Origin of the sequence: Embleya scabrispora (genome assembly GCF_002024165.1) — a bacterium.
In the GTDB taxonomy this organism is placed as follows: domain Bacteria; phylum Actinomycetota; class Actinomycetes; order Streptomycetales; family Streptomycetaceae; genus Embleya; species Embleya scabrispora_A.
Window position 1 is genome coordinate 6,920,696 of record NZ_MWQN01000001.1, and the last position, 14,273, is coordinate 6,934,968.

Here is a 14,273-nt window from a genome sequence, read left to right on the forward strand (position 1 = left end):
AAGCGTCGCGCGGTGCGATGCGGGTCGCCGTGGTACCCGGCGCCCACACAGGCGCCGCCGATGACGATCTCCCCGGTCGCTCCGGGCGGCAGGGGCCGCCCGTCGACGTCGACGACGACGGCGACGCAGTTGTCGATCGGCCGCCCCAGCGGGATGTCGTCGCCGTCCTCGGCGGTCACCTCGTGAAAGATCATCCCGATGGACGCCTCCGAGGGCCCGTACGCGTTGCTGACGCGCAATCCAGGCAGCAACTCCCGCAGAGCCCGCACGTCCTGCGGATTGATCTGCTCGCCACCGACCACCAGGTGCCGCAGCGAGCGCAATCGCTCGACCGTCGCCGGCCGCCGTTCCAACAGGGTCAACAACGCGCCCAGTACCGCCGGTACGAAGTCGGTGACCGTCACGGCGTGGGTGTCGATGAGGTCGATGGTGTGCTGCAGGTCGAGATGCTCACCGGCGGTGGGAACCACCGTGGCCCCGCCGGTGGTCAGCGGCCAGAACAGCTGCCAGAAAGCCGAATCGAAGGTGTGCCGGGTGTTCTGCAGCACCACCTCGCGGTCCGGCGGGGGACCGAACCAGCGATCCATGAAGGCGAGTCGGTTCGCCAGGCCCCCGTGCAGGTTGACCGCGCACTGGGGCGTTCCGGTCGTGCCGGAGGTGTAGACGCCGTAGACGACGTCGTGCGGCGCCGGTTCCGGTGTTGCGTCTCCGAAAATGAACTGCGTTGCTGTGTCCCGAGTTCGACGACGAACGCCCGGTCGCGGTGGGAGGCGGGGACGACGGCCGGATCGGTGCACAACACCACGGGCGCGTCGAGCAGATCGAGGATGTGCGCGATGCGCACGGCGGGCCAGCGGGGGTCGATCGGTACATAGCCGATCCCGGCCATCATCGCGGCGGCCCAGGACACCGGCAGGGCGAGGCCGTCCGCGACGAGGATGGGTACCAATGTGCCGGTTCTCGGTGCGGCGGCGCGGATCCGGGCGGCCAGCGTGCCGGCGTGCGCGAGGAACTGCCGGTAGGTCAGCGTCGCGTCGGCGGCGTACACCGCCACGGCATCCGGGAGGGACCGGCCGACGGCCAGAATCCGTTCCGGGACACTGCGGTAGGGGCCGTGGTCCACCCGTGTCCCCGCGAGCGGGCCCAGCACCGCCGACTCGGTGTCCGGGGACAGCGCGGCGACCCCACCGAGGTCGAGGTCCGGGTCGGGATCGGCCAGCACCGCGCCCAGCAGTTCGGCGTGCATCTCGGAGACCGCCGCAGCGGCCCGCTCCCAGACATCGCCGGGAGGACATCGCAGTTCCACCGACAGCCAGCCGGCGGGGTCGATCCGTACCCGCACGGTCGGCCCGGCCGTGTCGTCGGCCGCGTCGTGCGTGTGAACGGCGACCGTCTTCGGGTCGATCGCGGTCGCGTCGAGCGCCAGTTCCCGTCCCAGCCGTCGGGCGACTTCCGCCAACGTCCGGACGGCGGCGTCCGTTAAAGAGATGTCGGGCCTGAGAAGGACGGGATGCCGGTGGCCCCGCCAACCGAGGTTCATGGCCCCAACGTAGGTCGCGTTGGGGATCATTGGTGTGACCGGAAGTTGGCATCCAACCGACGATGATCTTAACGATGATCGCGATTCCCCTACTACGCCGGCGAGTTGCGCATACTGGCTGGTCATGGACATCGGTGTGGCGGCAACCACGGCACGAGCGAGCGCACACAGCGCCGGCACCAGATCCGGCGTGCGCATCCGGATGTTGGATTCGACAGCGAGCGGTCACGCCTGCGCCCGCTTTCTCTGCGAGGTCTGGCAGACCGAGCCGGACCGCCCGCCGCTCGCCGGTGACGTCGTCAAGGCGATGGCCGACGCGGGCAGTTACGTGGCGGGAGCGTTCGACGAGGCGGACGGCGACGCCCGGCTGCTCGGGGCATGCGTCGGCCTCTGGGGTCCACCGGGCCGGCCCGGAATGCACAGCCACATCGCCGGCGTCCACGTCGGCGCGCGCGGACGCGACGTCGGCTACGCGCTCAAACTGGACCAGCGGGCGCACGCCCTGGAACACGGCGTCGACCGCATCACCTGGACCTTCGACCCACTCGTCGCCCGCAACGCCCACTTCAACCTCCACAAACTCGGCGGCACGGCGGACACGTACCTGCCCGACTACTACGGCCCCCTCTCGGACGGACTCAACGCCGCCGACGAGTCGGATCGACTGATGCTGCGCTGGGATCTGCGCGACGAAAGAGTCGTGGCAGCCTGCGACGAGGACGACGAACCGACGCCCACTCCCGCTTCGGCCGGGCCGACCCGCCGAACCCTTCTCGACATCGACGGCGACCGGCCGGTGACCCGGCAGGCGGGGGAGGGGACGGTCCTGGTCGCCATACCGCCCGACATCGACCTTCTCCGGGCCCGGCAACCGTCCGCGGCCCGTGACTGGCGCCTGGCCCTGCGGGACACCCTGGGCAACCTGTTGGCCGACGGCGCCCGGCTGGTCGACTTCGACCGCGCGGCATGCGCTTACGTACTCACCCGAGGCGAGGGACGATGAGGATCGAGCGCGTCCGCCTTCGACACATCGCCCTACCGCTGGTCAGCCCCTTCCGCACGTCCCTGGGCATCGAATACGAACGCTCGGCGCTCGTGGTGCAGGTGACCACACCGGACGCCGAAGGATGGGGGGAGTGCGTCGCCGGAGCCGAACCCGACTACTCCTCGGAATACGTCGAGGGCGCCCAGGACGTCCTCCTGCGCCACCTGGTGCCCCGACTGCTGTCGGCCGAGTCCGTGACCGCCCACACGGTGGCACCCCTGCTCGCTGCGGTCAAAGGCCACCGCATGGCGAAGGCCGCCCTCGAAATGGCGGTCCTGGACGCCGAACTGCGCTCCCGGGGCCTGTCGTTCGCGGCCGGTCTGGGCGCCGTCGCCGACCGCGTCCCCAGCGGGGTGTCGGTCGGCATCATGGACTCGGTCCCGGAACTGATCGACGCCGTGGCGGACTATCTGGCGCAGGGCTACCGACGCGTCAAACTGAAAATCGAACCCGGCTGGGACATCGCGCCGGTCCGCGCGGTCCGCGAACGCTTCGGCGACGACACCCTCATGCAAGTCGACGCGAACGCCGCCTACACCCGTGCCGACACCCGACACCTCGCCCGACTCGACGCCTTCGACCTCCTGCTGATCGAACAACCGCTCGACGAAGAAGACCTGCTCGGACACGCCGCCCTCGCCCGTACGCTGCGCACCCCGATCTGCCTCGACGAATCCGTGGTCTCGGCCCGCTCCGCCGCCGACGCCATCGCGCTGGGCGCCTGCCACATCGTCAACATCAAACCAGGCCGCGTCGGCGGCTACCTCGAGGCCCGCCGAATCCACGACGTCTGCGCCGCCGCCGGCATCCCGGTGTGGTGCGGCGGAATGCTCGAAACCGGCCTCGGCCGAGCCGGCAACACGGCACTGGCCGCACTACCGAACTTCACCCTGCCGGGAGACGTCTCCGCCTCGAACCGCTACTTCGCCACCGACATCACAGAGCCCTTCACGCTGCAAGACGGCCACCTGACAGTCCCCCAAGGCCCCGGCCTCGGCGTCACACCCATCCCGGCGGCACTGGACGAGGCCACCACGACAACAACCGAACTCCACCGAAGCCGACCGGGGACAGGTCGCCGCGGGAGTCCTTGATCGCTGCGGCATCGTCAGACCGGCGGCATCAGATCGCTCTCGCTGACGGTGTATGCCAGCAGGGGGTAGGTGAAGTCCGTCTCCTCGTTCTCACGGCGCCGCAGTCGGTAAAATCGACGCCTCTGCTCATCATCGGCCGACACGAGGCGTGTTCCGTGCGAAAGGTATGCGTATCCGTCGCGAAACCGAACGAAGGTCTTGGACGTTCGAAACGTCACACCCAACCATTGATTGTCCGCCTTCCGGTCGGGTGTGTCCAAAACGATCTTGTGCCTGAACCGCCGATTCGAGTCGACAGAGAACGCGACGACACTGTCGTGGGCGAGAGGAATCTCGAACTTCTCGCCATCGGACCCCTTCGACTCGAAGACCAGCTTCCTCGGCAGGCTCGCGTCGGGGTGTCGATAGCAGGAAAAGACGGCGATAAACGACTCGTCGGCCAGATCGAGGGCCTGGTCGGAATGGCTGCCCATGGTTGTGTAGGCGTTCGTATAGATCTCGATGAGAGCGTTGTTGAAATCGACGGAAAGCGCCGCACGCTCTCGGATCCGTTGCGCCAGCCGTTCGTGCACCGCCCGGAAACGCTGTGCCGGGGTGCTGTATCGAGTGGTGGTACGAACGAGGGCCACCCCACCGGCCTCGTCGACCCTGGTGAGCACGGCGCCTCGCCGACCCTTTCCGACGTCTTCCCAACGAACCGACGCGGACAGCTCCGCAAAGAGATTCTCCTCGGTCGGCAAGGTGCAGGAGAGGATCGCGTCCGGGACTCTAGACCCGAGGGGCAATGTAGTCCCCCTGTTCATGCTGAAAACGAACTCGTTCCCATAGTCGATGAAGGACGAGGTCCTGTTCTCCTCGGCGTACAGCCTGCGCAACTCGTCCATGCCGGCCGGTGTGGGCGGCCCCAACCTCACCAGATCCTCGGCCACTTTGAGGAACGTGTGGCCGTCCTTGTGAACAGCTTCGGCGTTCGAACAGCGCACCACGTATCCCAGGCGGGTGGGGAGCAGCTCGGCGTCCAACGTCGACGGCCGGATCTCGTGCGTGTACAGGCGGTTGGTGGACAGCGGCATGAAGAACACGGAGCCGGGATAGAGCGTCAGGGTGAACTGCGAGGGGAGCGCGACCCCATCGCGTTCGTCGATCGGCTCCTTGAGGTGAAAGCGCAGTCTGGTCAGCCCGCCGGCACGCTTCACGCCGTAGTCGAACGGGTCTTCGGCCAGGGGCTGCAGCTTGTCGAGACCGTCATAGAACGTGCAGAAGGCCATGATGCCATTGACCGGCATGTCCTTGGTCTTGTCGGCATGCGCCGAGATCTTGGCCTTGGACTGCTTGCGCTCGGCCGTGGCAAGGGTGTTGTGGTAAATCTGGGCAAGAACGTGATTCAGCGGTGCGTGATTCCGGAAAACGGTGGCGGCCTCGCGATTCAGCGCCTCGACGATGTGCGTGTCGGTCGAGCGAAAGCCCTCGGTCGGCCCCGAGAGATTCGTGGAGCAGCGGAGCAAACGGAAATGCAGTTCGTCACCGCTTCGGGTGACCGGCGTCAGATAGATCCCACTGCGATGGGCTGTTCCGGGCTTGGTGGACTCCGTCAGGGACTGGAACGCGTGCTCGGCACTGATCCGCCCGAAGTGGTCGGCGTCGAGTGCGAAAAAGCGGCGGTAGTACACGCCGACGCCGTGCACCCGGATGGGAACGCGGCCGAGGTCGACGAGCGTCCATGGTTCGTCGACGTCCTCGTGGTAGCCGTGCGACAGCTCCCGGATGACGAATACCCGCGCAGCCGCCCGCAGTTGACGGCCGCTGATCGCGGATATATCGCCACACAGATAGACAGTCCTCTGCGCGAGATCGGGCGGAGCGGAGGCCAGATCCTCCGGCGTGATCGTGGACCCGAAGAATTCCCTGAGCAAGTCATTGTCACGCAACCCCGAGGGCGCAACCAGGATGTTGCTCGCATCCTCGATACGGGCTTCTGCCAACTCTGGTGTGTGCATCGTGCGTTACCTGCCGTTCGCTCAAAACCTTGATGCTCTCACGGGCCTCCACAGTGGGCAACGGGCCACAGCGGTCCCGGGCAGAGAGCGCCCGGCGAGGTGCGGTGGGCACGTCGTGTGCGCGCTCGACCCGGAACACGACCGTCGTGGCCGCCGACCACGCCCGCGAACCGCGCCTCGATCACGGGCCGTTCGCCCGCATCACGACTTTCGGGCAACGACGAGCCGCTCGGTGTCCGTCAGGCTCTCGCCCCGAACGCCGGTGAATCCGGCGCCGGCGAACCGGGCCGAGGCCCGAGCCACGCGGGGAACCGTGCCGATCTCCGTGCGGAGTCGTCCGTCGGGGGCACCGCCCACCGGTACACCGCTCCCTCGCGGCCGGGACTGGTGACCAACAGCGACCCGTCCGGCGAGAACGCCACCGCGACGACTCGGCCGGTGTGCCCGATGGGGGCACCGACCGGGCGACCGGTGGCCGGATCCCACAACCGCACGGTCTCGTCGGCGCCGCCGGTGACCAACAGCGACCCGCCCGGCGAGAACACCACCACCCGGATCGTATCGGTGTGGCCGTCGAGGGGGCCGCCGACCGGGCGACCGGTGACCGGGTCCCACAACCGCACGGTCTTGTCGACGCCGCCGGTGGCCAGCAGCGATCCGTCCGGGGAGAACGCCGCCGCGAACACTTCGCCGGTGTGGCCGATGAGGGGATCGCCGACCGGACGTCGCGCGGCCGGGCGCCACAAGCGCACGATCTCGTCGGTGCCGCAGGCGGCCAACACCGACCCGTCCGGGGAGAACGCCACCGCAAGGACCCGCCCTCGGTGGTCGAGGGGATCACCGACCGGGCGACCGGTGGCCGGGTCCCACAATCGCAGCGTCTCGTGGCCGCCGTCGTCGCATCCGGTCGCGAGCAGAGCCCCATCCGGGGAGAAGGCCACCGCGAAGACTCCGCCGGGGTGGCGGAGGCGTCCGCTCCGACGACCGGTGGCCGGTTCCCACAACCGCACGGTCTTGTCGGCGCCGCAGGTGGCCAGCAGCGATCCGTCCGGGGAGAACGCCGCCGCGAACACTTCGCCGGTGTGGCCGATGAGGGGATCGCCGACCGGACGTCGCGTGGCCGGTTCCCACAACCGCACGGTCTCGTCGGCGCCGCCCGTGACCAGCACCGACCCGTCCGGGGAGAACGCCAGCGCCGGAACCCGGCCACGATGGCCGGTCAGCGGCAGCAACGGCACCACCCCGGCGGCGACGACATCGGCGCAGAACGCCCGCTCGGCGAGCGTCGCGGACAGCGTGCGCGGGGCGAGGCGGGCGTACAACCGCACCGACCTGTCATCGCCGCCGGACGCCAGCAGCGCGCCGTCCGGCGAGAACGCCACCGCGAAGACCGCACCGGCATGGCCGGCCAGGGGATTGCCGACCAAGCGGCCGGTGGCAAGGTCCCACAATCGCACGGCGCCGTCCTCGCCGCCGGAGGCGAGCAGCGCACCGTCCGGGGAGAACGCCACCGCGAGGACCGTGCCGGCATGGCCGGTCAGGCCGTCGCCCACGGGGCGTCGGGCGGCCGGGTCCCACAGCCGTACCACCCCGTCGTAGCCGCCGGAGGCCAGCAGCGCACCGTCAGGAGAGAACGCCAGCGCCCGGACCACGCCCGTGTGGCCGGTGAGGGGTTCTCCGATCTGTTCCAGGGTGACCGGGTCCCACAGTTGCACCCGGTTTTTGTAGCCGCAGGTGGCCAGCAGCGACCCGTCCGGGGAGAACACGACCGCGAAGACCCGTCCGGAGCGTCCGGTGAACAGCCTGTCGACGTGGCGTCGGGTGTCCGGGTCCCACCGGAGCACCGACCCGTCGGTGCCACCGGAGGCCAGCAGCGACCCGTCGGGAGAGAACGCCACGGCGAGGATCGTTCCGGCATGGCCCCCGGCGAGGGGGCCGCCGACCGGGCGTCGGGCGGCCGGGTCCCACAGCCGCACCGACCCCTCGGTGCCACCGGAGGCCAGCAGCGACCCGTTCGAGGAGAACGCCAAAGCGACGATCCGCCCGGGGTGGGCGGTCAGGGGATCGCCGACCGGGCGGCCGGTGTCCGGGTTCGAGAACCGCACTTCGCCGTCCTCGCCGCCGGTGGCCAGCAGCGACCCGTCCGGGGAGAATACGACCGCCCGGACCGCGCCGAGGTGGCCGGTGAGGGGGGCGCCGGCCGGGGCGTAGCGGGCCGGGAGAGGGGGCAGCCGAGGCAGCGGTACGGCCGCGTTCGCGCCCCCGACCTCCCCGTTGTCCTCGTCGCCTGCACGGCCGCGCACCGGACCGGGGGTCGGTCGGTCGGCCATCGAGAGGGCATCGCGGTCCGCCAGCCACAACTCGTGGAAGCGCAGCACCTCCCCCTCCACGTCCGGACGGCGTACCGAGGCGGCCGCCAAGTGCCGCACGACGGCCTCCAAGCGCGGCCAGTCCGGGACCGACCGCCCGTTCAGCAACTGGCCCAGCGTCTCGCGGCTGACCGGCGCCGGAAGGCTGTCGTCCCCGGTGATCGCCTTGGCGGCCACGTGCGTGCTGGGCCGCCCCGCATCGGTATACAGCCGGTGCAGCGCCACGATCAGGTCCCGCCGCGCCCCCGGGGGCACCCGCTCCTCGCCCGGCATCGCGATCGCCACACGCCCCCCGCCCCGCGCACACGCGCCCCATCGCAAGCAGCCGCCCAGATCTGCCAAGTCTCCTCCCCGGCAACGACGTTCGCAGGCCAACCGCCGACAAGAACCGCCCGAACCCGGCGGCCTCCCGCCCATGATCGGCAGGACGTGACCGAAACCGGTCCGGCGCAGTGACCAGGGCCGACGGTGGAAACACGGGGCAACAAGCCCCGCCGACACCCACCGGGGGACGCCATGACCAGCCCGCTCACCACCACCGCCGCGCCGGTCCTGGCGCCCCTGTTCTCCGCCGCCGTGAAGGCGCCCGCATGGATCACCTTGCCGCTGTTCGCCCTGGGCGCGGCGGCGGTGATCGTGCACCTGGTCCTGCAACTGCGCGCCGCACGCGAGCAGGAACGCGCCACCCGGCACGCCGAACAACGCCGGGCCGCCCTCGAAGACGAAGCCGTCCACGCCGCCCGCACCATCACCGACGCCACCGAACGCACAGCCGTCCTCGTCGACCTCGCCGCCCTGCGCACCAGACCCCCCGACCCGCCGTAGACGACCTGTCGAATCGCGCAGCGTCGTGGTGCTCGTGCCCCGTCTGTCGACGTCACCCGAGTGGATCCCGACGCCGGCACGCTGCCGAGCCGGACGGCGGAGCGAGGCTCCTCGCATCTTCGCCTCGGCCGGTCAGGGGGTGGTCAGTGTGCGGCTGTAGTGCAGGAGTTCATTGCAGCCGCCGGACTTGTCGACGTTGTGGCTCCATCGCCAGGAACCGTCGGAGCGTCCCTCGACGCGGGTGAGCGGGTGGTTGGTGAAGGTGGTGATCGTCAGGCAGAACACGTCGTTGCGGAAGGCGCCGGTGGTGTCCGTCGCCGCGCTGATCCCGTCGTTGGTGTGGTGTTGGTCGTGGGCCGTGCGGGTCCAACCGCTCGGCGTGAACCAGTTCCAGTCGGAGTGGTGCCGACTGGTCAGGCCTCGTTGCGGATCCGGCGCCCACTCGAGCGCGGCGTCCGTGGCGGTGACCTCGATGCCGAGCGGGTCGACGACGGCCACTCGCAGGTCCAGTGTCCAGGGCGCGGGGTGCGAGGCGGTACCCGTGCCGTGTGCCGTCGGGTCGGTTCGCGTCGCGGCCTTGACGGCGTCCGTTCGGGTGCGGCTGACCGTCGTGCGGGTGCAGGTGGCGGCGTCGTACGCGGTCTCGACGACGGTCGTCGTGACGGCGGAGCGCGCGGAACCGGCGGAGCCGGAGCCGCTTTCGGTGAAGCGGCATGTGCCGTCGGACAGTCGTCGGCCGCGTTGGGTCTGCGACACCTCTTCCGAGCCGGGCGGGGCGGCCGAAGCGGATGCGGCGCCGACGGCGGGCGAGGGGCCCACGGCGAGCGTCGCCACGGCGGCGAGCACGAGCGCGAGCAGCCTGCGACCGAAGCGGCCGTTTCGGATATCGGGCATACGCAACCTCCGTGACGAGACGAGGCGTTTGTTCCCATCGTGTGTCCCCCTGTATAGCGACTCCCGCATGACTCCGGGGCCGCCGTTCGAGTGAGATCCACCGGGGTTCGCGCGGTGCTCGGAGATACCGGCGCGACGTGGCGGCCAAGCCGATGCCCCGGCGACGTCGTCCCGCGTGTTCGCGGTGCGCCGGTCCGGGTTCCGCCGACTGTCGGGCGAGGCGGCGGTCGGCGACACGATCCGCATCGCGGGGGCCGCACGGGAGGACCGCCCGGCATCTCATCGGCCGACCGCAGGCTCCGGAGCCCGGGAGCGTTGGCGCAACGAAAGGACGCGTCGATGGGACGTGCGGGATAGGTTGATGTGCAGCTGATGGTTGCGCTGAGGTCGGGAGAGTCTGAATCCCCCCATGGGCCCTCCGGGCGCGACGCCGTCGTCGGCTCCTCGCCCATGGCGCGCCGAGGCCCTGCCCGGGGCGACTGGCGTACTCCCTGGCCCGGTGGAGAGCGCGGTCCCCACGCATCCGGCGCAACTGCCAGGCCTGCGACTCGCGTTGGCTCGGCAACCACCCGAAGTGTGCGCCCAACGCGTCGCGCCGTCCGTGACGTAGGTTCGCACGATGCGCATCATCTCGATCAATGCCTGGGGCGGCGCGAGGTACGGCGTCCTCGGTCCCTGGCTCGAAACCTGCCGGGCCGATGTCCTGTGTGTGCAGGAAGTGACCCACACGCCGGGACTCGGCGGTTGGACGCGATACGACGACGCGGAACGGTCGCTGCCCCAACGCGCGGACCTGTTGGCCGACATCCGGGCGAGGCTGCCCCGGCACCACGGACTCCACGTCGCCGGTGACTCCGGGCCCGTCCACGACGAGGACCGTCGGCGCCACCGACAGGACTTCGGCGTGGCGACGTTCGTTCACGACGGGTCGGCGCTCATCGGCGTGCGTTCGGCCTTCCTGCACGGCGACTACACCGAACACCGGGACGAATGGCCCGCGGGCGACCGGCCCCGAGCGGCCCTGGCCGTACGCCTCTTCGACCGCGCGGCCCGACGCCACGTCACCGTCGTCAACGTGCACGGCCTGCGCGACCCGCAGGGCAAGGGCGATACCGAAGCCCGCCGCGCCCAGGCCCACCGCCTGGCACGGTTGGTGACCGACACCCGCCGACCCGCAGACCTCACCGTGGTCGCGGGCGACTTCAACGTGCTGCCCGACAGCGAAACCCACCGGATCCTGGCCGACCTGGGACTGACCGACCTGGTCGGCCGATCCGACACCAGAACCTCCCACTACGCCAAGGCATGCCGGCACGCGAGCTACCTGCTGGTGTCCGACCCCGACGCCGTGACGCGCTTCGAAGTCCAGACCACACCCGAGGTGTCCGACCACCGCGCGTTGCTGCTCGAACTCCGAAGCGCTCAATAGGGCCGGCCCATCCGGCGCTGCCCGTGGATGGGCCGGCTGCGGCTCAACGGTTGCCGGCGGTCCAGGGCAGTGCCGGGCGGCACGTGGCCGGGTCGGGCTCGGCGTGACCCTTGTAGTCGAGAACCCGGCCGTCGGGGGTGCGGACGCATTCCGCCGACCCCGGTTCGGGGATGTCTCGGGCGGAGTCCCAGATCAGCTTGCCCGCCGCGTCGTAGCCGCGGATCCGGGGAAATCGCCCGGCCTGGAACGCCTCGGCGGCCTCGCGCGTGTACCCGACGGTCTCCGCCGCGTACCAGACGCCGCCCGACATGATCGCCGAGCGCTCTCCGGTGCCCCGGTCCATGGTGACTCGCGCCACGGGGGCGTTGTAGCGGCCCGCGGCGTAATCGGTCCAGGCGGAACCGGACTTGGTACCACCGCTGTTGTCCACCTGCACGGTCCCTGTCAGCAGTTCGAAATCCGACTGGACCCACTGAGCCGTGGGCGAAGCCGAGCCGGAACACTGCAACGCGTGGCGTCCGGACGGGTCGACCGCGACGGCGTAGACGTGCCCGGGGTCGGCGGCGCGCGGGCTGCGTACCGTGAAGTAGGGGCGGTATCCGCTTGCGGTGGCCGGGTCGAGTCGGGAAGCGGCGCACGCGGCGACGAATCGGCCGGCCTCGGCGTCGGGTACCGCGACCTCGGCGGGTACCGGTACCTGCCCGGGCGGCAGCGTGCGGTCCACGACGGGGGGCGTGGGGACGGTCGCGGAGGGTACTGCCGACGGCGGGCCGGCCGGCCCCGGAATCCGGGTGGCCCGGTCGTCGTCGGAGACCCCGAGCAGGACGCCGGTGACGAGGCCGGCGACCGTCGCCGCGGCAGCCAGTGGCAGCAGTACCCGGCGCGGCGGTACCAGCCGATCCGGGATGCGCCGCCGGGCCGTGGGTGGTTCCGACACCTGGGTGTCGGCGAGGGGAAGGAGGGCGAGCAGCTCGGCGCGGCGGGCGGCGCTGTGCGGCAACTCCCGCTCGGCCGGGATCGGGTTCGGCGACTTCACGATGTCTCCTCGGCGACGGCGTGGGAGTTGCGGGAGGACGGTGCGTGTTCACGCAGGTCGTCGCCGAGTCGGCGGCGGGCGCGGTGCAGGCGCGACTTGACGGTGCCCACGGCCACGCCCAGCGCGATGGCGGCGGCCTGTTGGTCCAGTCCGCTCCACACACACAGTTCGATCACCCCGCGTTCGTGTACGGGCAGGCGAGCGACGGATTCACGCAGTGCGACGAGGGCGCGCTCCTCGTCGATGCGATCGGCGACGTCCTGGGCATGGTCGGGGACCGGTGACGGCGTGGGAAGGCGTTCCTTGAGCGCCTGATAGCGCCGGCGAGCCCGCCCGCCATTGGCGGCGGTGTTGCGGGCGATGCCCAGCAGCCACGGCAGCGCGCTGTCCCGGTCCAGGGTGACGCCGTTTCGATGACGCCAGGCCTGCAGGAAGACGACCGACGTCAGATCCTCGGCCTCGACCCACGAAGCGGTGCGGCGGGACAGGTGGTTGAAGACGGCGCGGGAGTGCCGGTCGAAGATGACCCCGAACGCCTCGGGGTCACCTGCGCACGCCCTCTCCCACAACTCGCGGTCGGATATCGCGGTGATGGTCACACCCTGTCTTGTACGGCGGACCGTCTCGGGTTCCCGAACGGATCGCCCACCGCCGCACGCGAGATCGACGGCGGCCCGCCGTGGAGCCCGCCGCTTTCCACCGCGCGGAGTTGCCGCGCGGTGGGATCGCGACCACGACCGCGCCCCCGCCGAAAGGCGCTGTCGACCCTCGACGAAGCCGGCTACGAAACGTGGAGGAAGTCGGCGCCGCCGGGGCGGATGGTGGGGTGGAAGCGGAGGATTTCGGCGGTGGCGGCGCCGGTGACGATGAACGGGTCGGAGGCGACGGCGGCCTCGACGGCGGCATGTTCGCCCTCGGCGATGATCACCCCGCCCGTGCGGGGTTCCAACGGTCCGGCGTAGCGCACCATGCCCTTGGCGAACACGCCGTCCGGGTTGGTGTAGTGCGCGTCCTTGAGCGCGTCGATGGTCGTCAGGGGGGCTTGGTAGCGCAGCACAATCACGTACATGAGCCCAGCAAAGACCACGGCGACCGGAACGCGCCAAGACCTGTCCGCGTCCACGCCATAGGCTGACACCTATACGTACAGGTCGAAGGAACGTGGCATGGACGATGTCCCCGACGTGGAGCTGCGGCAACTGCGCTATTTCGCCGCGGTCGCCGAGGCCGGCACCGTCACCGAGGCGGCCCGGCGGTTGCGGATCGCCCAGCCCAGCCTCAGTCAGCAGATCCGGCGACTGGAACAACGTATCGGCACCCCGCTGTTCCGACGCACGCCGCAGGGCATGGAACCCACCGAAGCCGGGAGCCTGCTGCTGAACGGCGTCAACCGGGCCCTGGACGAACTGCGCTCCTCGATCGCGGCGGCACGCGACGTCCGGCCGACGGCGACCGTCGGGGTGTGCCACGGGGTGCCCCGATCCGTCCTGACCCGGGCCGAGGAGGCGATGACGCGGAGACGAGCGCTGCTCCTCGACTACCGGCAGGTCGATTCGCAGTCCCAGGGCGACATGCTGCGCGCGGGGACGCTGGCATTCGGGATCCTTCGTACCCCGGTCGACCCATCGGGTCTCGTCCTGCACCTTGTGGACGACGCGCCGCTCGGCGTCGTCCTGCACCGACGTCATCCGCTCGCGGACTGCCCGGAGCTGACCTGGTCGGACCTGTCCGGACAGCGCCTGCTCTGGTTCCCGGCCGAGCGTGCGCCCGGCTACGCGGCGGGCGTCCTCGCGCGTCTTCGCGAGCACGGTTGGATCCCGGAGACCGTGATTGAGGAGCACAGCGGCCACACCCTCTACCGGCACCGCCTCATCGGCCATGACGACCTGATCGCCCTGCGCACCCGTGACGGTTCGACCGACGACCCGGACCTCGCCTGGCGCCCGGTCGGCCCGAACCCGCCCCGCGAACGCTTGGCGCTGGCCGCAGCCGCCCACACACCCTGGGCCGAACAGTTGACCGACATCCCGGCCTGACGACCGCC

Annotated in this window: 11 protein-coding genes and 2 pseudogenes; 5 read left to right on the forward strand and 8 right to left on the reverse strand. The window is 70.6% G+C overall.

Annotated features, from left to right (window positions below; genetic code table 11):
- Positions 1–89: 89 nt before the first annotated feature.
- Positions 90–1,738: pseudogene (locus B4N89_RS51750) on the reverse strand (AMP-binding protein); the annotation flags it as partial.
- Between B4N89_RS51750 and B4N89_RS30370 the strand changes: the two are divergent.
- Both B4N89_RS30370 and menC read left to right on the forward strand, forming a co-directional pair.
- Entirely contained in the window at positions 1,665–2,543 is an 879-nt protein-coding gene (locus B4N89_RS30370) for a hypothetical protein (RefSeq protein WP_235618861.1), read from the forward strand. The pseudogene B4N89_RS51750 and the gene B4N89_RS30370 sit on opposite strands and share 74 nt — an antisense overlap.
- Positions 2,540–3,679: an o-succinylbenzoate synthase gene (gene menC / locus B4N89_RS30375; RefSeq protein WP_078978948.1), complete on the forward strand. Its 1,140-nt coding sequence runs from the start codon at positions 2,540–2,542 to the stop codon at positions 3,677–3,679. The genes B4N89_RS30370 and menC overlap by 4 nt, the downstream gene beginning before the upstream one ends.
- Before the next feature lie 14 nt (positions 3,680–3,693).
- On the opposite strand, the gene B4N89_RS30380 is transcribed toward menC, so the two are convergent.
- The 3 genes and pseudogenes from B4N89_RS30380 to B4N89_RS30390 form a co-directional block, all read right to left on the reverse strand.
- Positions 3,694–4,464 (reverse strand): alpha-ketoglutarate-dependent dioxygenase AlkB, encoded by a 771-nt coding sequence (locus tag B4N89_RS30380; RefSeq protein ID WP_201260943.1) that lies wholly within the window; start codon positions 4,462–4,464, stop codon positions 3,694–3,696.
- Positions 4,448–5,676, reverse strand: a pseudogene (locus B4N89_RS50065) (hypothetical protein). Before B4N89_RS50065 ends, B4N89_RS30380 begins: the two are co-directional and overlap by 17 nt.
- A 239-nt stretch (positions 5,677–5,915) precedes the next feature.
- Positions 5,916–8,330, reverse strand: a complete 2,415-nt coding sequence (locus B4N89_RS30390; protein ID WP_161500865.1) for a WD40 repeat domain-containing protein — start codon at positions 8,328–8,330, stop codon at positions 5,916–5,918.
- Between the two features lie 231 nt (positions 8,331–8,561).
- On the opposite strand from B4N89_RS30390, the gene B4N89_RS49165 reads away from it, so the two are divergent.
- Complete coding sequence (locus B4N89_RS49165) at positions 8,562–8,870, forward strand: hypothetical protein (protein ID WP_143658135.1); 309 nt, start codon at positions 8,562–8,564, stop codon at positions 8,868–8,870.
- A 132-nt stretch (positions 8,871–9,002) separates the two neighbouring features.
- On the opposite strand, the gene B4N89_RS30395 is transcribed toward B4N89_RS49165, so the two are convergent.
- A complete protein-coding gene (locus B4N89_RS30395; RefSeq protein WP_078978950.1) occupies positions 9,003–9,764 on the reverse strand; it encodes a hypothetical protein in 762 nt (253 codons plus the stop codon).
- A 619-nt stretch (positions 9,765–10,383) separates the two neighbouring features.
- Here B4N89_RS30395 and B4N89_RS30405 point away from each other — a divergent pair.
- On the forward strand, positions 10,384–11,193 hold the full coding sequence (locus B4N89_RS30405) for an endonuclease/exonuclease/phosphatase family protein (protein WP_078978952.1): 810 nt from the start codon (positions 10,384–10,386) through the stop codon (positions 11,191–11,193).
- Between the two features lie 43 nt (positions 11,194–11,236).
- Here the strand turns inward: B4N89_RS30405 and B4N89_RS30410 are convergent, their stop codons facing one another.
- The 3 genes from B4N89_RS30410 to B4N89_RS30420 form a co-directional block, all read right to left on the reverse strand.
- Positions 11,237–12,229, reverse strand: coding sequence for a hypothetical protein (locus tag B4N89_RS30410; protein ID WP_078978953.1), 993 nt, complete (start codon positions 12,227–12,229; stop codon positions 11,237–11,239).
- Positions 12,226–12,828: an RNA polymerase sigma factor gene (locus tag B4N89_RS30415; RefSeq protein WP_078978954.1), complete on the reverse strand. Its 603-nt coding sequence runs from the start codon at positions 12,826–12,828 to the stop codon at positions 12,226–12,228. Before B4N89_RS30415 ends, B4N89_RS30410 begins: the two co-directional genes overlap by 4 nt.
- 182 nt (positions 12,829–13,010) lie before the next feature.
- The gene (locus tag B4N89_RS30420) at positions 13,011–13,298 is read right to left on the reverse strand and encodes a YciI family protein (RefSeq protein WP_078978955.1); all 288 of its coding nucleotides are present in this window, start codon (positions 13,296–13,298) and stop codon (positions 13,011–13,013) included.
- Positions 13,299–13,395: 97 nt separating this feature from the next.
- Here B4N89_RS30420 and B4N89_RS30425 point away from each other — a divergent pair, with 97 nt between their 5' ends.
- A complete protein-coding gene (locus B4N89_RS30425; protein ID WP_078978956.1) occupies positions 13,396–14,265 on the forward strand; it encodes a LysR family transcriptional regulator in 870 nt (289 codons plus the stop codon).
- Positions 14,266–14,273: the final 8 nt, after the last annotated feature.